Annotated in this window: 22 protein-coding genes; 10 read left to right on the top strand and 12 right to left on the bottom strand. The window is 70.9% G+C overall.

Annotation, left to right across the window (positions count from 1 at the left end; translation table 11 throughout):
* Positions 1-11 precede the first annotated feature (11 nt).
* The 3 genes from NUT86_RS14080 to NUT86_RS14070 all read left to right on the top strand — a co-directional run bounded on the left by NUT86_RS14080 (position 12) and on the right by NUT86_RS14070 (position 1,819).
* Positions 12-476, top strand: coding sequence for a VOC family protein (locus NUT86_RS14080; protein ID WP_274735512.1), 465 nt, complete (start codon positions 12-14; stop codon positions 474-476).
* Positions 477-665: 189 nt separating this feature from the next.
* Positions 666-1,028: a winged helix-turn-helix transcriptional regulator gene (locus NUT86_RS14075; RefSeq protein ID WP_018088162.1), complete on the top strand. Its 363-nt coding sequence runs from the start codon at positions 666-668 to the stop codon at positions 1,026-1,028.
* 287 nt (positions 1,029-1,315) lie between these two features.
* A complete protein-coding gene (locus NUT86_RS14070) occupies positions 1,316-1,819 on the top strand; it encodes an anthrone oxygenase family protein (RefSeq protein ID WP_159488308.1) in 504 nt (167 codons plus the stop codon).
* A 91-nt stretch (positions 1,820-1,910) separates the two neighbouring features.
* On the opposite strand, the gene NUT86_RS14065 is transcribed toward NUT86_RS14070, so the two are convergent.
* The 3 genes from NUT86_RS14065 to NUT86_RS14055 form a co-directional block, all read right to left on the bottom strand.
* Entirely contained in the window at positions 1,911-2,498 is a 588-nt protein-coding gene (locus NUT86_RS14065) for a TetR family transcriptional regulator (protein ID WP_018088160.1), read from the bottom strand.
* A gap of 289 nt (positions 2,499-2,787) precedes the next feature.
* Positions 2,788-3,792, bottom strand: a complete 1,005-nt coding sequence (locus NUT86_RS14060; protein WP_274735511.1) for an aldo/keto reductase — start codon at positions 3,790-3,792, stop codon at positions 2,788-2,790.
* 301 nt (positions 3,793-4,093) lie between these two features.
* The gene (locus tag NUT86_RS14055; protein WP_446750822.1) at positions 4,094-5,581 is read right to left on the bottom strand and encodes an MFS transporter; all 1,488 of its coding nucleotides are present in this window, start codon (positions 5,579-5,581) and stop codon (positions 4,094-4,096) included.
* A gap of 147 nt (positions 5,582-5,728) precedes the next feature.
* On the opposite strand from NUT86_RS14055, the gene NUT86_RS14050 reads away from it, so the two are divergent.
* A complete protein-coding gene (locus NUT86_RS14050) occupies positions 5,729-6,652 on the top strand; it encodes a helix-turn-helix transcriptional regulator (protein ID WP_274735509.1) in 924 nt (307 codons plus the stop codon).
* 58 nt (positions 6,653-6,710) lie between these two features.
* Here NUT86_RS14050 and NUT86_RS14045 read toward each other — a convergent pair whose 3' ends face one another.
* Entirely contained in the window at positions 6,711-8,165 is a 1,455-nt protein-coding gene (locus tag NUT86_RS14045; protein ID WP_274735508.1) for an MFS transporter, read from the bottom strand.
* A 153-nt stretch (positions 8,166-8,318) separates the two neighbouring features.
* Between NUT86_RS14045 and dusB the strand changes: the two genes are divergently transcribed.
* Positions 8,319-9,446 carry a tRNA dihydrouridine synthase DusB gene (gene dusB, locus NUT86_RS14040; RefSeq protein WP_093644177.1) on the top strand — a complete coding sequence of 376 codons (1,128 nt, stop codon included), beginning with the start codon at positions 8,319-8,321 and terminating at the stop codon, positions 9,444-9,446.
* A 212-nt stretch (positions 9,447-9,658) separates the two neighbouring features.
* Complete coding sequence (locus NUT86_RS14035; protein ID WP_026169372.1) at positions 9,659-10,231, top strand: MarR family winged helix-turn-helix transcriptional regulator; 573 nt, start codon at positions 9,659-9,661, stop codon at positions 10,229-10,231.
* 114 nt (positions 10,232-10,345) lie between these two features.
* Here NUT86_RS14035 and NUT86_RS14030 read toward each other — a convergent pair whose 3' ends face one another.
* The gene (locus NUT86_RS14030; protein WP_159488309.1) at positions 10,346-11,260 is read right to left on the bottom strand and encodes a helix-turn-helix transcriptional regulator; all 915 of its coding nucleotides are present in this window, start codon (positions 11,258-11,260) and stop codon (positions 10,346-10,348) included.
* A 102-nt stretch (positions 11,261-11,362) separates the two neighbouring features.
* On the opposite strand from NUT86_RS14030, the gene NUT86_RS14025 reads away from it, so the two are divergent.
* Both NUT86_RS14025 and ppdK read left to right on the top strand, forming a co-directional pair.
* Positions 11,363-12,877, top strand: coding sequence for an MFS transporter (locus tag NUT86_RS14025; RefSeq protein ID WP_274735507.1), 1,515 nt, complete (start codon positions 11,363-11,365; stop codon positions 12,875-12,877).
* A 658-nt stretch (positions 12,878-13,535) separates the two neighbouring features.
* Complete coding sequence (ppdK, locus tag NUT86_RS14020) at positions 13,536-16,316, top strand: pyruvate, phosphate dikinase (RefSeq protein WP_371874924.1); 2,781 nt, start codon at positions 13,536-13,538, stop codon at positions 16,314-16,316.
* 234 nt (positions 16,317-16,550) lie between these two features.
* Here ppdK and NUT86_RS14015 read toward each other — a convergent pair whose 3' ends face one another.
* Positions 16,551-16,760: a hypothetical protein gene (locus NUT86_RS14015; protein WP_018088149.1), complete on the bottom strand. Its 210-nt coding sequence runs from the start codon at positions 16,758-16,760 to the stop codon at positions 16,551-16,553.
* A gap of 560 nt (positions 16,761-17,320) precedes the next feature.
* Between NUT86_RS14015 and NUT86_RS14010 the strand changes: the two genes are divergently transcribed.
* On the top strand, positions 17,321-18,166 hold the full coding sequence (locus NUT86_RS14010) for an ArsR/SmtB family transcription factor (RefSeq protein WP_018088148.1): 846 nt from the start codon (positions 17,321-17,323) through the stop codon (positions 18,164-18,166).
* A 120-nt stretch (positions 18,167-18,286) separates the two neighbouring features.
* Here the strand turns inward: NUT86_RS14010 and NUT86_RS14005 are convergent, their stop codons facing one another.
* The 5 genes from NUT86_RS14005 to NUT86_RS13985 form a co-directional block, all read right to left on the bottom strand.
* Positions 18,287-19,267, bottom strand: coding sequence for a TauD/TfdA dioxygenase family protein (locus NUT86_RS14005; RefSeq protein WP_274735506.1), 981 nt, complete (start codon positions 19,265-19,267; stop codon positions 18,287-18,289).
* A 175-nt stretch (positions 19,268-19,442) separates the two neighbouring features.
* Positions 19,443-19,595 carry a hypothetical protein gene (locus NUT86_RS14000; RefSeq protein WP_161299288.1) on the bottom strand — a complete coding sequence of 51 codons (153 nt, stop codon included), beginning with the start codon at positions 19,593-19,595 and terminating at the stop codon, positions 19,443-19,445.
* Positions 19,596-19,635: 40 nt separating this feature from the next.
* Entirely contained in the window at positions 19,636-20,472 is an 837-nt protein-coding gene (locus NUT86_RS13995) for a carbohydrate ABC transporter permease (RefSeq protein ID WP_109889628.1), read from the bottom strand.
* A gap of 5 nt (positions 20,473-20,477) precedes the next feature.
* Positions 20,478-21,470 (bottom strand): carbohydrate ABC transporter permease, encoded by a 993-nt coding sequence (locus NUT86_RS13990; protein WP_018088145.1) that lies wholly within the window; start codon positions 21,468-21,470, stop codon positions 20,478-20,480.
* The gene (locus tag NUT86_RS13985; protein ID WP_274735498.1) at positions 21,467-22,738 is read right to left on the bottom strand and encodes an ABC transporter substrate-binding protein; all 1,272 of its coding nucleotides are present in this window, start codon (positions 22,736-22,738) and stop codon (positions 21,467-21,469) included. Before NUT86_RS13985 ends, NUT86_RS13990 begins: the two co-directional genes overlap by 4 nt.
* 288 nt (positions 22,739-23,026) lie before the next feature.
* Between NUT86_RS13985 and aac(6') the strand changes: the two genes are divergently transcribed.
* Positions 23,027-23,551: an aminoglycoside 6'-N-acetyltransferase gene (gene aac(6'), locus NUT86_RS13980; RefSeq protein WP_274735497.1), complete on the top strand. Its 525-nt coding sequence runs from the start codon at positions 23,027-23,029 to the stop codon at positions 23,549-23,551.
* 22 nt (positions 23,552-23,573) lie between these two features.
* Here aac(6') and NUT86_RS13975 read toward each other — a convergent pair whose 3' ends face one another.
* Positions 23,574-23,861, bottom strand: a complete 288-nt coding sequence (locus NUT86_RS13975; protein ID WP_274735495.1) for a hypothetical protein — start codon at positions 23,859-23,861, stop codon at positions 23,574-23,576.
* Between the last annotated feature and the right edge of the window lie 35 nt (positions 23,862-23,896).

The raw sequence follows: 23,896 nt of genomic DNA, 5'->3' as shown, positions 1-23,896 counted from the left end.
AGGTGGTGACCATGACCTCAACTCCTGTGCACTGGAAGCTCGTCGTCGACGCTCATGACCCGCACGCCCAGGCCGACTTCTGGGCGGCAGCGCTCCACTACGAGGTCGAGGATCACAGCGCCCTGATCGCCAAGCTCCTCGACCTCGGCGCCATCCCGTCCGAGATCCTCCTCGACCACCACGACCGGCGCGCCTGGCGGGACGCGGCGGCGGTACGTCATCCCGACGACCCGTACGACGCGGAGAGCGGCGCGGGACTGGGGCGTCGGCTGCTCTTCAACCGGGTGCCTCCGTCGGAGAAGAAGACGGGCAAGAATCGCCTGCATATCGACCTGCACGGTCCCGCGGGCCAGCGGGACACAGAGGTTGAGCGCCTCCGTGCCCTCGGCGCCAGCACCCAGCGCCACGTCGCGGAACAGGGCGGCGAGTGGGTGGTCATGACGGACCCGGAAGGCAACGAGTTCTGCGTGCACTAGCCTTCCAGGGCCGCCGGGTACGCCCTCGAAGTGCGCCCGCTGTGCTCTTCCAGGGACCGCCGGCCACATTCGCCGGCTGAGCACATCGGAACTGCTCCTCTAGTCTTCCGGGAGCCCAGTCACCAGAAGGCCAGAAGGCCAGAAGGCCAGAAGGCCCGAAGGCCCGAAGGTCCGCAGGAGGAACCGCCCATGGCAACGCCGACACCGGGGCAGCCCGTCCGTGGCTCGGCCAAGGGGCGGCCGCTCATGGCCGCGCTCGATCTGTTCGGCCGGCGGTGGAGTCTGCGCATCGTGTGGGAGCTGAAGGAAGGCGCCCTGGGCTTCCGCTCCCTCCAGCAACGGTGCGACAACATGTCCTCCAGCGTGCTGCGCCAACGCCTTCTGGAACTGGTCGAGGCGTGCCTGGTGGAGCAGAACCCCGAGGGCCAGTACGTCCTCACCGCTCTCGGCGAGGACGCCCACCGGGCCCTTCGCCCCCTCGCCTGCTGGTCGGAGGGGTGGGCCGCTGAGCTGTCCGAGCGCTCCCGTGCGGCCGGCCAGGAATCACCCTGAGCGTCCCGGTGCCGCACGGCACCGGAGGCCGGCCCGGCGCGTATATCCGTTGGGCCCGATCCGCGGCGTACGGACGTTGGGCCCGATCCGCGGCGTACGGACGTTGGGCCCGATCTGCGGCGTACGGCGGTGGGGCTCGCTCCGCGGCGTACGGACGTTGAGCCCGGCCCGCGGCGTACGGTCGTCAGCCCGGTCCGCGGTGTCCGGCTGCGCCGGGCGGCTCGTTCGCCGGAAGCGTGGGGGTCGCTCTCGGTAGGGTCGGCCCACATTTCGGATTCGGAGGAGCCATGAGAGTCCTGCAGACCGTCACGCTCCTGGTGGCGACGCTCGGTACGGGCCTGATGGCCGGCCTGTTCGCCGCCTTTGCCTATGCGGTGATGCCCGGACTCGCCCGCTCCGCCGACCGCACCTTCGTCCAGGCCATGCAGAACATCAACCGAGCCATCATCAACGGCTGGTTCCTGCTCCCCTTCCTGCTGCCGATCCCGCTGCTCCTCCTCGCCACCGTCCTGGCCTGGAACGGACACGGGCGGGTGGCCCTGCCCTGGATCCTTGCCGCGCTGGTGCTCTACCTGGCGGGCTTCTTCGTCACCAGCGGGGTCAACGTCCCGCTCAACAACGCCCTCGACAAGGCCGATACGGGAGACGACGACCGGACCGAGGCCGCAAGGGCCGCCTTCGAGGTCCGCTGGGTCACCTGGAACCGCGTCCGCGCCTTCCTCCACACCGCTGCCTTCGGTGTCCTCGCCTGGGCCCTCTTTCTGCACGGCACGGCAGCAGGCACGACGTAGCGGCCGGTGGTGTGCTGTTGAAGCCGCCGTGCTGAGAGCGCTGGGCTCGGGCCGCCACCGTGCTCGGGCCGACGTGCTCGGGTCTCCGTGTTCAGGTCTGCGTGCGCAGGCCCCGCAGGACCAGGTCGCGGACGGCCTCGAAGTCGGCGGTGATCTCGGGGCGGGACCACTCGGGGGCGTAACACGGGTCGTGGAAACGGCCGGTGGCGTCGAAGACGGCGCGGGCGGTGGTGCTGGGGGAGGGGGTGTGGAAGTCGCCCTGGCTGACGCCGGCTTCGATGATGGAGGTGAGCTGGGCTTCGAGGTCGGTGATGTGACGGTCGACCACGCCGCCGCTCTCTCCGATCAGCGTCATATAGGTGGCGAACAGTTCGGGATCGTCGCCGGCCTTGTGCCGCTTGGCCTCGAAAAGGGCGGTCAGCCAGCGGTCCAGCCGCTCCGGAGCTGGTCCTTCCGCCGTGACGATGACCGACAGCTCCTTGCTCGTACGGTCCAGCCAGCGCTCCGTGACCGCCTCCCGCAGCGCCGTCTTCGTACGGAAGTGGCGGTAGACGCTGCCATGGCTGACGCCCAGGGCCCGCGCCACATCCACGACCGTGGCCTTGGCCGGCCCGTAGCGGCGCAGCACCTCCTCGGTGGCTTCGAGGATGCGCTCTGGGGTCAACGTCTCGGGCGGCATGGGGCGGGTCGGCCTTTCTGGAAAGCGGGTGGTCACGGGTCGGGAGGGCGTGGGGGACGGTGGTACGTACGGACGGTACCTGGCCGTGCCCCACAACCGCTCCGGTGGCCCGGTGGCGGCCCGGCGGCCCGGAGGCGGCCCGGTGGTCCGATGGCGGCGTGGCCCCGTGGCCCCGTGGCGACACTGCCCCGTGGCCGCTTTGGCTGGTGGACGCCGCCCGCGGTCACCCGGGCGGTGGCGGCGCGCCGCCCCGCAGTGATGCTTCCCCAGTGCTCCGCCTCCCCGGTGGTCAGTGCTCGCTGTCCAGGTGGGCCATCTGTGCGCTGGGGTAGCGGTCGCCGGCGGCGGCACCGGCCGGGATGGCCTGCTCTATCGCGGTGAGGTCGTCGGCGTCCAGAGTGACGTCCAGGGCGCCGAGGGCCTCGGTCAGCCGGTCGCGGCGGCGGGCGCCGATCAGCGGGACGATGTCCTCGCCGCGGGAGAGCACCCAGGCGATGGCGGTCTGCGCGACCGAGACGCCCTTCTGTTCGGCGATCTTGCGCAGCGCCTCCACCAGGTCGAGGTTGCGGTCGAGGTTCTCGCCCTGGAAGCGCGGGCTCATGCCCCGGAAGTCATTCGCGGCGAGCTTGCGGTCGCGGGTGAAGTGGCCGCTGATCAGGCCGCGGGACAGGACCCCATAGGCGGTGATGCCGATGCCCAGTTCGCGGGCGGTCGGCAGGATCGCCTCCTCGATGCCGCGGGAGATGAGGGAGTACTCGATCTGGAGGTCGGCGATCGGGGCCACGGCGGCGGCCCGGCGCAGGGTCTGCGCGCCCACCTCGGACAGGCCGATGTGGCGGACATGTCCGGCCTCGACCAGCTCGGCGATGGCGCCGACGGTCTCCTCGATCGGGACGTCCGGATCCACCCGGGCGATCCGGTAGATGTCGATGTGGTCGGTGCCCAGGCGCTGGAGGGAGTACGCGGCGAAGTTCTTCACCGCGTTCGGCCGGCCGTCATAGCCGGTGAAGTGGCCCTCGATGGTGCGCAGAGCGCCGAACTTCACGCTGATCTGCGCCTTTTCGCGAGCCGCCGCGGGGGCGGTGCGCAGACCTTCGTTGATCAGCAGTTCGTTGTGGCCCATGCCGTAGAAGTCGCCGGTGTCGAGCAGGGTGATGCCCGCGTCGAGGGCGGCGTGGAGGGTGGCGAGGGATTCGCTGCGGTCGCTGTCTCCGTAGAGGGCGGACATGCCCATGCAGCCGAGGCCGAGGGCGGAGGTCTGCGGGCCGGTGGTGCCCAGGGTGCGGGTCTGCACTGCGTGCTCCTAGAGGTGAGGGGAGGGAGGGGCGCTGAGGGGACGGGGAACGGCTGCCGTGTATTCACCATGACATGACGGCTGACAGATTTCAATATCTGTCAGCCGTCATGTGGATCCGGAATTGAGCGTCGGGAGTCGAGCGTCGGCCGTCGGCGTCGGACGTCGATCGTCTGCTGTCGCCTGTCCCCCGCCTATCGCCGCCCCCCGCCGCCCGTCCTCGCCCGTGAGCCCTCCCCGTTTTCTCGCTCCTCGCCGGTCAGCGCAGGGTCAGCCCAGGATCAGCCCAGGTCAGGGCACATCAACGCACGGTGCGTGGCAGGCGCAGGGCGAGCAGTGTCGTGCCGGCGACGATGGCCAGTTGCGTCAGCAGTGCGGTGAGCAGGGCGTCGCGGATGCCGACGGACGGCAGCAGCGAGAGGAAGAGGGTGCCGAGGGTGGCCACGCCCAGGGCGAGGCCGGACTGCTGGGTGGTGACCATGGCGCCGCCGCCCACGCCCGCCTGCGTCATTGGCAGTTCGCTCAGCACGATGCGCATCAGCACCGGCATCACCATGCCCTGTCCGATGCCCAGTACGGCCATGCTCGGCGCGAGGCCGGCCACCGATATCCCGGGCCAGCCCGCGTGCACGGTCAGTGCGAGCAGGGCCAGCCCGGCGCCCTGGATCAGTGAACCGGCGATCACCACCCGCCGCCCGAACCGCAGCACCAGCCGCGGACCGGCGAGCGAGGCGAGGAAGAAGGCGGCGCACAGCGGCACCAGGGACAGCCCGGCCGCGAACGGGCCGAAGTGCAGGCCGCTTTGGAGGGCGACCGCCACGACGAACATGAAGCCGCCGAAGCCAAGTGTGAACGGAACGAGCATGAGAAGTCCGCTGTTCACGGAGGGGATGCGCAGCAGCGAGGGCGGGACCAGCGGCGTACGGCCGAGGCGCTCGGCCCGGCGCTCGACCAGAACGAACGCGGTGGCGGCAAAGGGGAAGGTGGCCAGCAGGACCCAGGACCACAGGGGCCAGCCGGCCGCCCGGCCCTCGGTCAGCGGCAGCAGCAGGGCGATCAGGGCGGCGGCGAGCAGTGCGGTGCCGGGGCCGTCCACCCGGGCGGGGTGCGGGGAGCGGGTCTCGGGGACCGTACGGGCGGCCAGCAGCCAGGCCGCGGCGGCCATCGGGACGTTCACCAGGAAGACCGCGCGCCAGCCGGTGCCCGCGAGGTCGACGGAGACCAGCAGCCCGCCGAGCACCTGGCCGACGGCGCTGGACACCCCGGCCGTGCCGCCGTAGAGGCTGACGGCCTTGGCGCGCCGCTTGCCTGTGGTCGTCGCCTGGATGGTGGCCAGCACCTGCGGCAGCAGCAGTGCGGCCGCGCCGCCCTGGGCGACCCGGGCGGCCACCAGCGTCCAGGCGTCCGGCGCCAGTCCGCAGGCCAGCGAGGTCAGGCCGAAGGCGGCCAGGCCCCACAGGAACAGCCGGCGGCGGCCGATCATGTCGCCGAGCCGCCCGCCGAGGACCAGCAGCATCGCGTAGGCGACGCCGTAACCGGCCACCACCATCTCCAGCATCGCCGGGCCCGCGTGCAGATCGTGGTCGATGGTGGGCAGGGCGACATTGACGATAAAGAAGTCGATCATGGGGAGGGCCGCGCCCAGCAGTACGGTCAGCAGGCCGAGCGGGGTCAGCACGGTCGGACGCTGCTGCTGTGGGGCGGGGCCGGGTGCGGCCGGTGCCTCCGGGGTCGCCGGGGCGTCCGGGAACGCGGCCTCCGGGGCGGTGGCCGGGGCTCCCAGGGGCACGGCCGGGGCTTCCGGAGTGGTCGTCTGTGCTCGGATATCGCTCACGGGTTCGACGATCGTCGACCCGCTCACCCGGGTACCAGAGTGTTCTTATCCTGGTACCAGTGCTACCTGGCAACCGGCTCGGGCCTGCGGCACGCTGGACCCATGACCCTGGACCCGTCCCCGCCGCAGCCTGCCACAGGCCCCGGTGGCGCCGCCGCCCCGCCGTACGGCACCGCTCCGCGCGATGACGCCGCCCGCCGGGCCGAGCTGGCCGCCTTCCTGCGCAGCCGACGGGAGCGGATCACACCCGAGCAGGTCGGGCTGCCGAGGGGCGCCCGCCGGAGGACCCCCGGTCTGCGCCGCGAGGAGGTCGCGCACCTGGGTGCGGTCGGGGTCACCTGGTACACCTGGCTCGAACAGGCCCGGGACATCCATGTATCGCCGCAGGTCCTGGACGCGGTGGCCCGTGCCCTGATGCTCGACCGCGCCGAGCGCAGCCATCTGTTCGCGCTGGCGGGGGCGGTCGATCCGATGCCCGGCAGGGAGTGCACGGGCGTGACGCGGGAGCTGCGGCAGCTCCTGGAACAGCTCACCTCGTTCCCCGCGGTCGTCCAGAACAGCCGCTTCGACATCCTCGCCTACAACCGCACGTACGGCCGCCTGCTGTGCGATCTCGATGCGCTGCCCCAAGAGGACCGCAACTGCATGTGGCTGGCGTTCACCCACCCCGAATGGCGGGCGAGCATGGGCGATCTGGAGGGCGCGATGCGGGTGATGGCCGCCAAGTTCCGGGCGTCGATGGCCGAGCATGTCGCGGAGCCGGCCTGGAAGGCGCTGGTCGCGCGGCTGACGGAGGCCTCGCCGGAGTTCCGGGAGATCTGGGCGCAGCACGAGGTCGTCCGCCCGGTCAGCTCCGTCAAGCTCTTCCGGCATCCGCGGGTGGGCGCGCTCGAACTGACCGCCACGAGCCTGTGGACGGGGCCCAACCCCGGTCCCAAGCTGCTCTTCTACACGCCCGTGGACGAGACGTCACGGGAGCGGCTGGAGCAGCTGGCGGCGGAGCCGGCGGCACTCGCCGCGGTGTGACCGTACGGCCGGACGTCTGAGGGGGCGCGGGCTCGCCGGGCCGGAAGGAAGCCCCCTCCTAAGGCCGCGCATCCGCCGGCCGGTACCCCGGGGCCTCGTCCTCGAACAGCGCCGCCGTGCGGTCGGCCGTCGCCCTCGCCCACCGGCCCGTGGTCAGAGCGCCGAGCAGCAGGACGGCCGCGCCGCAGCCGGCGATGATCCACCACGCCGGGCGGCCGGCCGCGAGGAAGGCGTCCGCGGTGGCGGCGGCATGCGCCCCGCTCGCCAGTACGGCGCCGATCACCGCGACGCCGAGCGACTGCCCGACCTGCCGGCTGGTGGAGGCGACAGCGGCGGCCACCCCGGCCTGGGCGCGGGGCATCCCGGACACCGCGGTGTTGGTGATCGGGGCGTTGACCAGGCCGAACCCGATGCCGAACAGGACATAGCCGGTGAACAGCAGCGGGTTCGTCGACTGGGCGTCGAAGGCCGCGAAGAGCAGCCCGCTCGCCCCCATCGCCGTACCGGCCAGGAGCAGTGACAGCCGGGGCCCGCGGCTGCCCACCAGCCGTCCCGACACCGGCGCGAAGATCAGCGTCACCCCGGCCATGGGGAGCATGTAGAGCCCGGCGTCCAGAGCGGACAGACCGCGGATGTTCTGCAAATACAGCGTGTTGATGAAGAGGAAGCCGGCCAGCGCGGCGAAGGCGCAGACCGCCACGACCGTGGCCCCGCTGAACGGTGCGCTGTGGAAGAACCGCAGATCGATCAGGGGTTCCCGGCGGCGCCGCTCATAGCCGATCAGACCGGCCAGAGAGGCCAGCGCGAGCAGCACGAACGCCAGGATCTCCGGGGACGTCCAGCCGGCGTCCGGGGCCTCGATGATCGCGTACGTCAGCGAGCCCAGCAGCCCGATCACCAGCAGCTGGCCGACCGGGTCGACACGGCGCGGCTTGGGGGCGCGCGATTCGGGGACGTAGCGCAGGGTCAGGAAGAGCGCGAGGGCGCCGATCGGGACGTTGATCCAGAAGATCGAGCGCCAGCCGACGCTCTGCACCAGCAGCCCGCCGATCACCGGACCGGCGGCCATGCTGATGCCGACGACCCCGCCCCACGCCCCGATCGCCCGGGCCCGTTCCCGCGGTTCGGTGAAGGTGTTGGTGATGATCGACATTGCGACGGGGTTGAGCATCGAGCCGCCGACCGCCTGCACCATCCGGAAGACCACCAGCCACTCCAGGCTCGGCGCCAGGCTGCACAGCAGCGAGCCGGCCGCGAAGACCACCAGCCCGATCAGGAAGATCCGGCGCCGTCCGAGCCGGTCGGCGGTGGAGCCGGCCAGCATCAGCAGCGCCGCCAGCACCAGGGTGTAGGCGTCGATGGTCCACTGCATGCCGGCGACCGAGGCGTGCAGGTCACGCTGGATGGACGGCAGGGCGACATTGAGGATGGTGTTGTCGAGGCTGACGATCAGCAGGCTCATACAGCAGATCGCCAGCACCAGAAGACGCCGTCGACGGCTGAGCTCAGGCATTCTTGAACGCTACAACGATCCGCCGTCCCAGGCCCTGGCGGGGCCACTCGCGCGGTGCGGGACAATGGGAGGTCGCAGCGGCCGGTACCCCGTACGGCCGCGGCCCGCCCGCCCCGCCAACGGAAGCCGAAGAAAGCCGAAGGTATCGCCGCCATGACTCTGCTGCAGATCGGTCCGCACGCGGTGCAGCCACCCGTGGTCCTCGCGCCGATGGCCGGGATCACCAATGCCCCGTTCCGGACGCTGTGCCGGGAGTTCAGCGGCGGCAAGGGCCTGTTCGTCAGCGAGATGATCACGACGCGGGCGCTGGTCGAGCGCAACGAGAAGACCATGCAGCTGATCCACTTCGACGAGACCGAGAAGCCGCGCTCGATCCAGCTGTACGGCGTCGACCCGGACACCGTCGGCAAGGCCGCCCGCATGATCGCGGAGGAGGACCTCGCCGACCACATCGATCTCAACTTCGGCTGCCCGGTCCCGAAGGTGACCCGCAAGGGCGGCGGCTCGGCGCTGCCGTACAAGCGGAACCTGCTGCGCTCGATCCTGCGGGAGGCGGTGGCGAACGCGGGCGGCCTGCCGGTGACGATGAAGATGCGCAAGGGCATCGACGACGACCACCTCACCTACCTCGACGCGGGGCGGACCGCGGCCGAGGAGGGCATCACGGCGATCGCGCTGCACGGGCGCACCGCGGCCCAGCACTACGGCGGCACCGCCGACTGGGACGCCATCGCGCGCCTCAAGGAGCATGTCCCGGAGATCCCGGTGCTCGGCAACGGCGACATCTGGTCGGCCGAGGACGCCCAGCGGATGATGCGGGAGACCGGCTGCGACGGAGTGGTCGTGGGGCGCGGCTGCCTCGGGCGGCCGTGGCTCTTCGGGGATCTGGTCGCCGCCTTCGAGGGCACCGGCACCTACGCGCAGCCGACGCTCAAGGAGGTCGCCGCCGTCATGCTGCGGCACGCCACCCTCCTCGGCGAGTGGATCGGCGACGAGGCGCGCGGCGTGATCGACTTCCGCAAGCATGTCGCCTGGTACACCAAGGGCTTCTCGATCGGCTCCGAGATGCGCCGCGGTCTCGCGGTGACCTCCTCCCTCGACGAGCTGGACGGGCTGCTGTCGGAGCTCGACCTGGACCAGCCGTGGCCGGCGGGCGCGGACGGCCCGCGCGGCCGTACCTCGGGCCGCAACCGGGTCGTCCTGCCGGACGGCTGGCTGGACGACCCCTACGACTGCGCGGGCGTGGACGCGGGCGCGGAACTGGACACCTCGGGCGGCTGAGCCGGGCCGGGAACGGCGGTGCCGCGAAGCCCCCACCCCTACGGCACCCGTGTACCTCCATGGCGTGTCAGCGCGCAGGCGCGGGCCGCCGAGGCCGTGTCGCCCTACCGTTTGCGCCCGTACGGGAGGTGCCCGGCAGCCCGTACTGCCGCCCCCGGAACCCGGCAGGAACGGGTGGCGGGACCGAGGCCGAGGCCGAAGGAGTCGCTGTGGTGAGCGGGCACCGTTCCATCGGGGACACGGAGAAGGCCGTCCAGGCCAAGCTCGGTGACACCCCCGTCCGCCACGAGCGGATGGCCGCGGTCGCGAATCTCTACCGCGCCGCGGCCGCCGTACGGCAGCACTTCGAGAACTCCGTACTGCGCGGCGTCGAGCTGACCTGGACCTCCTTCGTCGTGCTGTGGGTGGTGTGGATCGGGGGCGAGCGGGAGACCCGCCTGGTCGCCGAGGAAGCCGGTATCTCCAAGGGCACGCTCACCGGCGTCGCCCGCACTCTCCAGAGCCGCGGCCTGCTGGAGCGCAAGGACCATCCGACCGACGGACGGCTCGCCCTGCTCGCGCTCACGCCCGAGGGCGAGCGGCTGATCGCCCGGGTCTTCCCGGAGTTCAACGCCGAAGAGGTCTTTGTCACCGAGGGGTTGAGCGACGATGAGGCGCTGGACCTGGCGGATCTGCTGCGCCGGATCGTGGACCAGGTCGAGACCCGGGGCGAGGACCGGCGGCTGGAGCTGCTGGACGGCCATGAGCCGCGCCCGCGGCGGAGCGGACGCCGGGCCAAGAGGTAGGGGAGTGGGGCCGGGCCGTGGCTCCCCGGCTCACCACCCCGCGCCGCCCGCACGACCGCTGCCTCACGCCGCGCCGCCCGTACGACCGCCGCCTCTTACCGGCCGCCGTACCGGTCAGCTTTCCGGGCCGCCGCCCGCGCCGGCGGCCACCAGCCCGGCGGCGCCGATCTCCCGGTAGCGGACGAGGAGTTCACCGAGTACCCGGACCGCCTCCTCGTCGGCCGGTGTGTAGATCCACATCTTGGCGTCCGGGACGGCGGTCGTGGTGAATCCGGTCGCCGTGATGGTGACCTCGCGGCCGTCGGCCGTCCGGAATCTCTTGCGGTGGGTGACCGGTGCGGTGACTTCGTGCCGGGCCCACATTTCCGCGAAGAGCGGGCTCGCCCCGGAGAGTTTCCGGATATACGCCTGCCAGTGCGGGTCATGGGGGCGGCGGCCGAATTCGGCCCGCAATTGGCCCACCATGAAGGAGACTTCACGCTCCCAGTCGACGAGCGGCTGGCTTTCCTCGTCCGCCGTGAAAAGGCGCCACAGCACATTACGGTCGGCCGGTGGCAGCAGCACGATACGGGGGTCGAGTGCCGCATAGGCGTCGTTGAACGCCAGTACGTCGTAACCGGCGGACACCAGGCCCGTCGGCAAGGGATTCAGCGCATCCAGAATGGTCTGCGCCTCGGACGGCAGCGGCTGCCGCGCCGGGGTGCAGGACGCGGCGCCGGGGACCCCGGCGAGCCGGTGCAGATGCTCGCGTTCGGCCGGGCCGAGCAGCAGCGCGCGGGCGATGGCATCGAGCACCTGCACACTCGGGTTGATGGCCCGGCCCTGTTCGAGCCAGGTGTACCAGGCCACTCCGACCCCGGCGCGCTGGGCGACCTCCTCGCGGCGCAGCCCCGGGGTGCGCCGCCGTGGACCGCCGGGCAGTCCGACGTCGGCCGGTGTGATGCGCTCCCGGCGGAGCCGCAGAAAAGCGGCGAGTTCACCGCGCCGGGAGGCCGCGGCGGCTGCGGAACGGGTGTGGGTGCTGGACACCGCACCATCATGCGGGACGCCGTGACCCCGTGCCAGATACCGCCGGTACCAGGATCACTGGATATCTGGTACCCGAATACCCCGGCCGTGATCATCGCTGTCATGAGCGAGCTGACACAGGACCGCATCCCCGAACCCGGCCGGATATCCGCCGTGGAATCCGCGGACGGCGTCACGAGGGATGCGCCGCCCGCCGCCCCGAAAGGAAAACGACCGCAGCACACCGGAATCCTTCTTGTCGTCCTCGGCGCGGTGTTCATGGCGCTGCTGGATGCCACCGTGGTGAATGTCGCCACCCCGACCATGCGGACCGACCTCGACACCACCGGTTCCGCACTCCAGTTGATCGTCTCCGGCTATACGATTTCCTATGCGGCGCTGCTGATCACCGGCGCCAGACTCGGTGCCCGGCACGGCTTCCGGACCGTCTTCCTGACCGGTCTCGCCACCTTCACCCTCGCCTCGCTCGCCTGTGGCCTGGCGCCCTCGGCGGGGGTGCTGATCGCCGCCCGTGTGGTGCAGGGCCTCGGCGCGGGGCTGATGGTCCCGCAGATCTACAGCCTGATCCAGCTGACCTTCGAAGGGCCCGCCAGGGCACGGGCATTGAGCCTGTACGCCACGGTGATCGCGGTCGCCGTGGTGGTCGGCCAGGTCGCCGGCGGACTGCTGGTCAGTGCGGATCTGTTCGGCACGGGCTGGCGTCCGGCCTTCCTGATCAATGTGCCCGTCGGGCTGGCGCTGCTGGTCGCCGCGGTACGGCTGCTGCCCGTCGGGACGCCCCGGTCGGCCAAGGGCCTTGACCTGCCCGGTCTGGTCACGCTGACGGCCGCGCTGCTGTTGCTGGTCATACCGCTGGTCCTGGGCCATGAGCAGCACTGGCCGCTGTGGACGACGCTCTGTCTGGCCGCCGCGGCCCCGATGTTCGGGGTGTTCGTGCTGGTCGAGCGGGGGGTCGCACGGCGCGGCGGGGCTCCGCTGGTGCCCGGCCGGGTGCTGCGCTCACCGGACCTGGTGTGCGGTGCGGCCGCGCTGTTCTTCGGCATGGCCGGGTACGCGGGCTTCCTCTTCTCCTTCTCCCAGCATCTGCAGTCGGGGCTCGGCGAGTCCGCGACCCGCGCCGGTCTGGCCTTCGCCCCGCTGGCCCTCGGCGTCGCCACCGGCAGCCTCACCTGGCAGAAGCTGCCCGCCCGGTGGCATCTGCCGATGATCGCCTCCGCCTCCGCCCTGGCGGCGGCCGGATATCTGGGCATCGGGTACACCCTGCGCGCGGGCGGCCAGGGAGGTCTCGTCCTGCCGGCGCTGCAGCTCCTCTGGGGGCTCGGCCTCGGGTACACCACCAGCCCGCTGCTCACCCTCGCGCTGTCCCGGATCGACCCCGCGGACGCCTCGGATGCCAGCGGGGTGCTCACCACCGTCCCGCAGCTCGCGCAGGTGGTCGGTGTCGCGGTGTACGGCAGCGTCTTCCTGGCCCTCGCGGACCGGCCCGGGACCGCCGGAGCCGCCGCGCCGTCGGCCGTCGCCTCGGCGCAGGCCCTGTACGCGACCGCGCTGCCGGTGGCGGCCGGCACCCTGCTCGGCGCGCTGGCGATCCTCCCGCTGCTGCGCAAACGGCGCTGAGCCGGGGACGGCCGCTCGTCCGGCGGCCGTCCCGCGCGCGGGGAACGACGGGCGGGGGCCATCGTTCACGACCCTCTGTCCGCCCCGCGCCATATGGGCGAGCGGCCGGCCGAACGGGGCCGTGAGCGGGAGGAGCTGCTCGTCGTGCCGGCCGGACGGTATACGAACCCGGACGTCGACGTGGCGTTCCCGGCACCCGAGGACTATGGCCTGATCCTGACGCTCCGTACTCCGTGGTCGGTGGCGCGAAGGTGTGCCTGGATCGAGGCGGAACTTGCCCTTCTGTGCTCGGCGCACGAAGTGCGGGCGGACGCTTTCCTTGATCAGGTAGCTGGAACGGGGTCCAAATGATGGAACCCCGTCACACATGAGCGCGTGATTCTCGCCACCCCTGATAGGGGGTGCGCTCAGATGAGCACATAGAGCGGGGCTCCACCTCTCCAATGATGGCACCGGGTGCCACGCTTCATGTGTTCGATTGATTAAGCCATTCGTTGCAGTGCGTAGCACAGATCCATTTTTTAGCCACGTTGCGCAGTGATGCATTCAGGTAATGAAGTCTGCTCCAAACGCATGATCACTTTCGATCTGGTGGCGGACGACTGGTTACGCAGGTATGTCGACCAAGTGGACGTACCCATACGCCTTCGATCTGGGTATGTTCCTCGCCGTCAGGGCAGCCCGTCGGCGAGGAGTCAGTGCCGTGCCGGAAACACAAGATCCCCACGTAACCCAGCCTTCGTCCGCGAAGTTCGTCTACGACTTCACCGAGGGCAACAAGGACCTCAAGGACCTGCTAGGCGGCAAGGGTGCGAACCTCGCCGAGATGACCAACCTGGGACTTCCCGTCCCTCCCGGCTTCGTCATCACCACCGAAGCCTGCAAGGTCTACCTGGACAGCGGCACCGAGCCCGCGGCACTGCGTGCCGAGGTCTCGGAGCACCTCGACGCCCTTGAGCAGAAGATGGGGAAGAAGCTCGGCCAGGCCGATGACCCGCTGCTCGTATCGGTGCGTTCCGGGGCGAAGTTCTCCATGCCCGGCATGATGGACACCGTCCTCAACATCGGCCTCTCCGATGCGTCGGTTTCCGGCCTCGCCGCGCAGGCCGGTGACGAGCGCTTCGCGTGGGACTCGTACCGCCGCCTCATCCAGATGTTCGGCAAGACCGTGCTGGGCGTCGACGGCGAGCTCTTCGAGGAGGCGCTGGAGGAGGCCAAGCAGGCCAAGGGCATCCGCGTCGACATCGAGCTGGACGCCGCCGACCTCAAGAGCCTGGTCGCGCACTTCAAGGACATCGTGGCCAAGGAGACCGGCCGCGACTTCCCGCAGGAGCCGCGCGAGCAGATGGACCTCGCCGTGCGCGCGGTCTTCGACTCGTGGAACACCGACCGCGCCAAGCTCTACCGCCGCCAGGAGCGCATCCCCGGCGACCTCGGCACCGCGGTCAACGTCTGCTCCATGGTCTTCGGCAACCTCGGCCCGGACTCCGGCACCGGCGTCGCCTTCACCCGCGACCCCGCCAGCGGCCACCAGGGCGTCTACGGCGACTACCTGCAGAACGCGCAGGGCGAGGACGTCGTCGCCGGTATCCGCAACACGGTCCCGCTCGCGGACCTGGAGCAGATCGACAAGGCGTCGTACGACGAGCTGATGCAGATCATGGAGACGCTCGAAACGCACTACAAGGACCTGTGCGACATCGAGTTCACCATCGAGCGCGGCAAGCTGTGGATGCTGCAGACACGGGTCGGCAAGCGCACCGCCGGTGCCGCCTTCCGGATCGCCACCCAGCTCGTCGACCAGGGTCTGATCGACGAGGCCGAGGCCCTCCAGCGGGTCAACGGCGCGCAGCTGGCGCAGCTGATGTTCCCCCGCTTCGACCTCGGCGCGAAGTCCGAGACGATCGGCCGCGGTATCGCCGCCTCCCCGGGCGCGGCGGTCGGCAAGGCCGTCTTCGACTCGTACACCGCCGTCAAGTGGTCGCGCTCCGGCGAGAAGGTCATCCTGATCCGCCGGGAGACCAACCCGGACGACCTCAACGGCATGATCGCCGCCGAGGGCATCCTCACCTCCCGCGGCGGCAAGACCTCGCACGCCGCCGTCGTCGCCCGTGGCATGGGCAAGACCTGTGTCTGCGGCGCCGAGGAGCTGGAGGTCGACACCAAGTCCCGCAAGATGACGACCCAGGACGGGACCGTCATCGAAGAGGGCGACGTCGTCTCCATCGACGGCTCCACCGGCAAGGTCTACGCCGGTGAGGTGCCGGTCGTGCCGTCCCCGGTCGTGGAGTACTTCGAGGGCCGGATGCACGCCGGCGCCGAGGACGCCGACGAGCTGGTCAAGGCCGTCCACCGGATCATGGCGTACGCGGACCGGGTGCGCCGGCTGCGCGTACGGGCCAACGCCGACAACGCCGAGGACGCCGCCCGCGCCCGCCGCTTCGGCGCCCAGGGCATCGGCCTGTGCCGCACCGAGCACATGTTCCTCGGTGAGCGCCGCGAGATGGTCGAGCACCTCATCCTGGCCGACAACGAGAGCGACCGGGACGCGGCGCTCAGCCAGCTGCTGCCGCTCCAGAAGGCCGACTTCATCGAGCTGTTCGAGTCGATGGACGGGCTGCCGGTGACCGTACGGCTGCTGGACCCGCCGCTGCACGAGTTCCTGCCCGACATCACCGAGCTGTCGGTGCGGGTCGCGCTCGCCGAGGCCCGCAAGGACGCCAACGAGAACGATCTGCGGCTCCTCCAGGCCGTGCACAAGCTGCACGAGCAGAACCCGATGCTGGGTCTGCGCGGTGTGCGCCTGGGCCTGGTCATCCCCGGTCTGTTCGCGATGCAGGTGCGCGCGATCGCCGAGGCGGCCGCCGAGCGCAAGAACGCCAAGGGCGACCCGCGTGCGGAGATCATGATTCCGCTGGTGGGCACCGTCCAGGAGCTGGAGATCGTCCGCGAGGAGGCCGAGCAGGTCATCGCCGAGGTCGAGAAGGCCCACGGCGTCAGCCTCAGGCTCACCCTCGGCACGATGATCGAGCTGCCCCGCGCCGCCCTCACGGCCGGTCAGATCGCCGAGTCGGCCGACTTCTTCTCCTTCGGTACGAACGACCTCACGCAGACGGTCTGGGGCTTCAGCCGCGACGACGTCGAGGCCAGCTTCTTCACCGCGTACCTGGAGAAGGGCATCTTCGGCGTCAGCCCGTTCGAGACCATCGACAAGGACGGTGTGGGCTCCCTGGTCCGCAACGCCGTCGCGGCCGGCCGTGCCACCCGCCCCGACCTCAAGCTCGGGGTCTGCGGTGAGCACGGCGGTGACCCGGAGTCCGTCCACTTCTTCCACGAGGCCGGACTGGACTACGTCTCCTGCTCGCCGTTCCGCATCCCGGTCGCACGGCTGGAGGCGGGCCGCGCGGCCGCCGAGTCCAAGGGCAGCGACAGCCGCTGACCCCACCGGGGCACCGCGGGCGCCAGGCGCGTCCGCGGCCCCCGGACAGCCCACCGGAGCCGGCGCCACGGCACCTCACCCTCAGCCGCCTGTGGCTGTCGGCTCCGGCACCCCGACGAGGGCGGCACCTGTGCGGAGGTGCCGCCCTCGCTCCGGTTCCGGGGCCCTCCGGCTCCCGTGTCGTCGAGGCGCGGCCCGGTACCGGCGGTCCGGGGCACGGTTCACACGGGGCCGTCACATCCAGACGTTGTGGCCGCCGCCCCGCCACTCGATCAAGTCGTGGTCGTCGAGCGACACCACGTCCGTGTCCAGACCGGCACGGCGCAGAAACTCCAGAAGGTCGACGCTGCTGTACGCGAGGCCGAGGATCTCGCCCTCGATCGTGACGCGCCGGCCACCGGTCGGGGACGGCGGATGCACGATGACGGGCGGGTGCTCGGCCATGCCTCCAGCCTGCCCCCGTGTCCCCGAGGGTGCATCCGGTGGAGAGGGGCTGCCGGGCGACGCCCGCTTGCGCGGGAGCTGTCCGACGAGAGCGGCACCTGTGCGGAGGTGCCGCCCTCGCTTTCTCCGGACTCCCCCCTCGGGAGCTGCCGCCACCCCGGTCGGCGCGGGAAGGCGGCCTTCAACGGGGCTGGCGAGCGGCCGGTTCCTTGCCCATCACCCCCCACGGGATCGAGCAACCCGGGCCGTTCGCGCCGCCGTTGAATTGAGTACAGCATTCCTTCCGGCCGCCCGGTGGCGCGACTACTTTCAAGTCTGGCCAAAAGGGCATGGTGACCGCACGTGTTGGCGTGCATACTCAGGCGTGCCGGGGGCCGACTGAGGAAACCAGGGGTGGGGGTTCGGTGTTACGCGTCCATTTCAGTGGACTCGATCTGGCCCGTGTGCGCATTGCGGCACGCCCGGACGCACTGTGGGAGACCGTCTTAAGCTTTCATCGGCTACGTGACAGACGGGACGATTCGGCGTTCGGCAAATGGCGATCGGAAACACGTGGAAGGTTGAATGGCGAAGCGCGGCTGCTGGCGCCGCTGGTGCCCACGCGCGGCTATTTTCCCGATTTCCTGACGCCCGCCGAAGGGCTCCTCGGGATGACCGACGCGCTCGCCGCCCTGCGGGAGACGCCCGCCGCCCGGCTGGGCGCCGAGCTCGCCCGGCTCTCCACGGCCGCCCGCCCGTTCCCGTCATGGATACGGGCGATGGCCGACGGCGACACCCGGGCCCTCGGCCGGCTCGCCGGGATACTCCAGCGCTATTACGAGGCGGCCGTCGCCCCGTACTGGCCGCGCGTCCAGGGCCGCATAGAGGCCGACCGGGCGGCCCGTGGCCGGGCGCTGCTCGACGGCGGCGCGGACCAGCTGCTCGCCTCGCTCTCGCCGATGATGCGCTGGCGCCCGCCGGTCCTGGAGGCCGACTATCCCGTGGACCGGGATCTCCACCTCAACGGCCGGGGGCTGTTGCTGCTGCCGTCGTACTTCTGCCGCCGCACCCCCGTCACCTTCCACAACCCGGAGCTGACGCCCGTCCTGGTCTATCCCGTGGAGCACCCCGCGCCCCGGCTCACGCCCCAGGTGCCGCCGGAGCGCTCGCTGGGCCGGCTGGTCGGCCAGACCCGCTCGGCGATACTCCAGCGGATCGGCGTCGGCTGCACCACCAGCGAACTCGCCCGTCGCGCCGATGTCTCGCTGGCCTCCGCCAGCCAGCACGCGACGGTGCTCCGCGACGCCGGACTGCTGCTCACCCTGCGGCAGGGCAACGCGGTGCTGCACACGCTCACCCCGCTGGGCGCGGCCCTGCTGCGCGGCGCGCGCCCGGCGGAGGAGGCGGCGTACGAGCGGCTCCGGTGAGCAGCGCCGCGGGCGCCGGCGGGCGCGCCGGAGACGCCGTGCCGGGCGCCGGGTGCGCCCGGCCGCCCGCCGCAGGTGCGTGGGGCGTCCGGACTCCCGTCGGCGGCGCCGGGCCCGCGGTCAGTAGGGGCGGTCGCCCGCGATGGCGACCCGTTCGGCGACCCGGCGGTGCGTCCCGTAGTCGTTCACCGCATAGTGCTGGGTGGCGCGGTTGTCCCAGAACGCGAGGTCCCCCGCCTGCCAGCGCCAGCGCACCTGGAACTCCGGCACCTGCGCCTGCTGGAACAGCAGCCGCAGCAGCCGGTCGCTCTCCTCCTGGGCGAGACCCACGATGTGGGTGGTGAAGGACGCGTTGACGAACAGCACCCGCCGCCCCGTCTCCGGGTGCCGGCGCACCACCGGGTGCTCGACCGGAGGGAACTCCTCCTGAAATGGCGCCAGTTGAGCGGGGGAGTAGAAGCGCGCGAAGCCCGGGAGATAGTCGTGCACCGCCCGCGCCCCATTGATCCGTGTCCGGATTTCCGGCGGCAAATTGTCGTATGCCGCGGCCATATCGGCCCACATCGTGTCCCCGCCCGCGGGCGGCACCTCACGCAGCTGCAACACCGCGCCCATCGCCGGGCGTTCCCGGAACGTCACATCCGTGTGCCATACATTCTCGAACGTCGCGACCCCGCCGGCCGCCTTGTCGAACCGCACCACGTCCTTCGAATCGCCCCGTGCCAGCAGCGGATTGGACTCCAGCTCGCCCCAATTCTTGGCGAATTCCCGCTGCTCCCGGGAGCTCAGCCGCTGCCCGCGGAAGAACAGCACCTTCCACTCCAGCAGCGCCCGGTTCAGCTCCGCACGCAGCTCCCCGGACAGTGGCCGGGACAGGTCCAGCCCACGGATTTCGGCCCCGATGGTGGCCGCCTGCGGTACGGCCTCGAAGCGCTCGTAGGGCCGGACGTCCGCCCCGTCGGGGGTCCGGCGCAGGATGCGGGGCCCTTCGTACAGCCCGTCGGCGGGAATGCGGTGGGGTCGCAGGGCGGGGGTGCGGGGAGCCGCGGAATCGGCAAGGGTCGTCAACTGGTCCTCCTGGAGGGCGAGAAGGGGAGGCATGGGGGAGCCGTGAGGGGGAGGGCGGGAACCGCCGGGGCGGCCGGGGCGGCCGGGGCCGACGCGGCCGTGGGGGTGGGGCCACGTCCGCCGGGCGTCAGCGCGCGGAGCCGTCAGGACACGCGCGCGGAGCGGTCAGACAGACCCGCGGAGCCGTCAGGGCAGGCGCACGGAGCGGTCAGGACTGACAGGAACGGGAACAGGAACAGCCGGCCGGGGGCGATCCCACCCGGCCGCGGCGGCGCAGAAAGCTCATGCCGCGGGGCGCGCACTCGCCGTGGGGGCCGCGGTAGCGCGGCTCCGCCTCACGGACGTCCAGGTGCGTGCTCATGCCACGCACCGTACCCCCTCGTGTCGATGTCCTCAATGCCTCAGTCATCGATCCCGCTGCGCTCCACCCCCGCGACGATGTACCGCTGCAGCAGCAGGAACACCACCACCAGCGGGGCGATCGAGACCGCCGCGGCCACGAACAGCTCGTGCAGATTGAGGTTCTGCGCGGTGGTGAACGTCGACAGCGCCACCTGCACCGTCCAGGCCTCCTGGTCCTGCCCGATCACCAGCGGCCACAGGAACGCGTTCCAGGCGCCGATGAAGACGATCGTGCCGACGGCCGCGAAGACCGGCCGGGCGTTGGGCACCACGATGCGCCAGTACGTCCGCCAGTAACCGAGCCCGTCGACCCGCGCCGCGTCCTCCAGCTCCCGGGGGAAGCCCAGGAAGTACTGCCGGAAGATGAAGCAGGCGAACGCGCTGAACAGCGTCGGAATGACCAGCCCGCGCAGGGTGGAGATCCACCCGAGCGAGGACACCAGCACAAAGCTCGGCACGAACGTCACGGCCGCCGGGACCATCAGCGTCCCCAGGATCGCGTAGAAGACGATGTTGGCGTGCCGGTACGGAATCCGGGCCAGGCCGTACCCCGCGAGCGAGGCGAGCAGCACCGTACCGGCCGTCGTCGACACCGCGATCAGCGTGGAGTTGAGCAGCGCCCGCCCCAGCGGCAGGTTCGGGTCCTGGAAGACCTCGGTGAGGTTCGACCACTGGAGCACCCGCGGGAAGAACGTCCAGTCGGGCGCGGTGATGTCCTGCTCGGTCGCCAGCCCGTTCCGCACCAGCAGGAAGAACGGCACCAGGAACAGCAGCGCCAGCGCGACCAGCAGCACCACCCGCAGCGCCCGCCCGACCCTGGTCAGTGCGTCGTCCATCCCGCTCACTCCTCCTTGCGGCCGAGGCCGAACCAGCGGGCCTGCACCACCGTCGCCACCGCGATGATCAGCGCCAGGATCACCGCGCCCGCACTGCCCAGCCCGAGGTTCTGATCCCGGCCGAGCGCCGTGTAGTAGAGATAGACCAACGGCGGCCGGGCGTACGGCGGATAGCCCCGCGCATCGCTCAGCAGGTTGTAGAACTCGTCGAACGCCTGGAACGCATTGATCACCAGCAGCAGCACCACCGCCACCGACGTGGCGCGCAACTGCGGAAAGGTGATGTGGCGGAAGACCTGCCAGCCGGGACGCGCACCGTCCACCGCCGCCGCCTCGTACAGCTGCGGCGAGATCCGCTGCAGCCCGGCCAGGAAGAGGATCATGTAGAACCCGGCCTGCAGCCACAGCCGTACGGTCACGATGACCAGCCAGTACCAGGGCGGATCGGTCGTCGACAGCCAGGCGGTCTGGTCCGCCCCGAACCACCCCAGCACGGTGTTGGCCAGCCCGAACCGCACCCCGTTGAAGATCGACAGCTTCCAGATCACCGCGGCGACGACATACGAGCAGGCCGTCGGCAGGAAGAACACCGACCGGAAGAATGCCTGGGCGAAGCGCAGCCGGTTGACCATCAGCGCCAGCGCCAGCGAGAGGGCGTAGGTGGCCGGCACGATGAAGACGGTGAACAGCGCGAAGGTGCCGAGGCTGCCGAGGAACGCCTCGTTGGTCACCATCGCCGTGTAGTTGCCCAGCCCGACGAAATCCGCGCCGGACGGACTCACCGTGTTGTGCGCGTCGAAGAAGCTCAGGTAGACGCTCCACGCCAACGGCACATAGGTGAACAGCCCCAGCCCGACGGCGAACGGCCCGACAAAGGCCCAGAACCACAGATTCCGCCGCTGCGGCCCGAGCAGCCGGGCACCGAGCGAGGGACGCTCGGGGGCGGGCGGCGCCGCGGCCGCGGGCCCCCGTACGTCATCGGCCACTCCCTGGGTCACGTCTTCCTGACCTTCTTCTTGACCCGCTGCAGCTCGGCGTTGACCTTGCGCACCACGGTCTTCAGCTCACTCTCCGGGTTGGCGCCGTCCTTGATGATCCGGCTCAGCGCGTCCTGGTAGGCGGTACGGTCCGCGGTCGTCCACAACAGCGGTTCGGCATAGCCGTGATCGGTCGCGAACCGGACCGCGTCCGCCGCCGGCCCCTCCCGCAGCTGCTCGGCCTTCTTCGCCAGCGAGATCCGTGCCGGGATGTGGAAGCCGTACGACAGCGCGAAGTCCTGCTGGAAGTCGGTGCGGTCCACCCACAGCCACTTCGCGAAGGCCGTGGCCGCCGCCTTGCGCCTGCTCCGCGCACTGACCGCGGAGCCATAAGCGCCCACCGGAACGGTAGGCTTTCCGCCGCTTCCGTCCTTCGGGAACGGCAGCACCCCGAAGTCGTCCCCGAGCGCCTTCTTGATCTGCGGCAGCGCCCACAGCCCCGACCACTGCATCGCGGTCAGCCCCTGGACGAACGCGGCCGGATCGGACCAGTCCGTGGGCGCCCCCAGCAGCAACGACTTGTCCGCGTACAGCTGCCGGATCTTCCCGAGCGCCCGCGCCGCGGCCGGATCGTCGAACCCGACCTTGCCGTCCTCACTGATCAGACTCAGCCCGGCGGCGAACAGCGGCGTCCCGCCGAGCACCCCGACCCCGCCGTCATTCCCCAGGAACAGCCCCTTGGTCTTCCTGTCGCTGAGCTTCTTCGCCCCGTCCACCAGCTCATCGAGAGTCTCCGGCGGCCGGACCCCGGCCTCCTTGAGCAGGCTCTTGCGGTAATAGAGCACCTGCGTGTCCACGACCTGCGGGATGCCCCAGATCTTGTCCTGCCAGATCTTCGGCGCCAGCACGGCCTGGTTGAAGTCGTCCTTGACCGGCTCCACGACCTCCGTCAGATCGGCCACCTGCCCGCCCTGGATCTGGTCCAGCAGCGGCCCGTTGACCTCGAAGACATCCGGCCCCGAGTCGGTGAGCAGCGCCGCCGCCGTCTGCCGGTCGTAATCACCCGGCCGCCACTGCACCGCGACGTTCGCCTTCCGGTACGCGGCGGCATACCGCTTCACGGCCCGCTCGGTCCCCGGCTCCCCGTACTGGTGGTACCACTGGCTGATCTCCGGCCCCGAACCACCCCCGCCCCGCCCGGAGTTGGAACCACACGCCGTCGCCAGCCCCGCCGCGAGGGCAACCCCGCCACCGGCCGCCAGCAGCCGCCGCCTGTCGATCTCCGCCATGGCACATCGCCCCCTGCGCTCGTCACGTCCCGATGATGGTCGATCACCGACGGTGCGACCGTCCATGCTGCCGTATGGGCGTGACGGGTGCATTGCGTCTCTGCGAAACGGGGGCCGGGGTGGGTGGCTGGGTGGTTGGGCGGCTGCCCCACTGCCCGCGGCCGCACCCCGGTTCGGCCCTCTGGGCACCTGCTCCTGCATACGGCCGCACCCATCTTGACCGCACCTTTTGACCGAATGCGGACTACGGTCGCCTGCCCGAACCTGCCCGCGCAGGACAATGCGTAGATGTACTCGGACAGCGGCGACGACCGACAACAGCAACCGGGCGGTGAAGTGGGGGAACTGCACGGGGCGGCGGTTGTACTGCGGCCGACGACAGCTACGGACATCACCACCCTCGACCGCATCGTCCGGGAACCGGAGGTCGCGGCGTGGTGGTCGGCGCCCGACGACTACCGGGACATGCTCGCCATCCTCTGCCACGACGAGGTCATCGGGGCGATCCAGTTCTCCGAGGAAACCGACCCCGAATTCCGGCACGCGAGCATCGACATCTTCCTCACGGCGCGCCGGCACGGCCAGGGCCTCGGCACGGACGCCGTCCGCACACTCGCCCATTGGCTGATCCACGAACGCGGCCACCACCGCCTGACCATCGACCCGGCCGCCGCCAACACCGCCGCCATCCGCAGCTACCGCAAGGTCGGCTTCCAACCCGTCGGAATCATGCGGGCCTACGGACGCGACCACCGGACGGGCGGCTGGGCGGACGGGCTGCTGATGGATCTGCTGGCGGACGAGCTGACCTGAGGAGATGCGGGGCCGGCAGCCGTCAGGGGTTGGGGTGGTGGCGCCTGCGGTAGAGGGCGATCGCGGACTCCGGCGGGAAGTTGGGAACGAAGGTCAGTGCCCCGTCAACTTTGGACACGACAAGGTGGCTGCCACCGAACGAACGAGGCTCGGTGGGCGGGAACGTGGCGTAGATCAGGTAGCCGAGGTCGAATTCCCGGACGTGCAGGGAGGCAGGGGAGCCGTCGCGACAGCGGGGGTGAAAGTGGGGGCGGGCTATGGTCAGCGCTTCTTCTGGGGTTGTCGGCGCGGTGCTCTCCGGCTCAGGCACGTGATCCCTCCTCATCTTCCGGGCTCGTCGTGAGC

The organism is Streptomyces sp. G7(2002) (assembly GCF_028870195.1).
Lineage (GTDB): Bacteria > Actinomycetota > Actinomycetes > Streptomycetales > Streptomycetaceae > Streptomyces > Streptomyces nigrescens.
The sequence above is the reverse complement of the archived record's forward strand: the minus strand, read 5'-3'. Positions and strand labels throughout refer to the sequence as shown.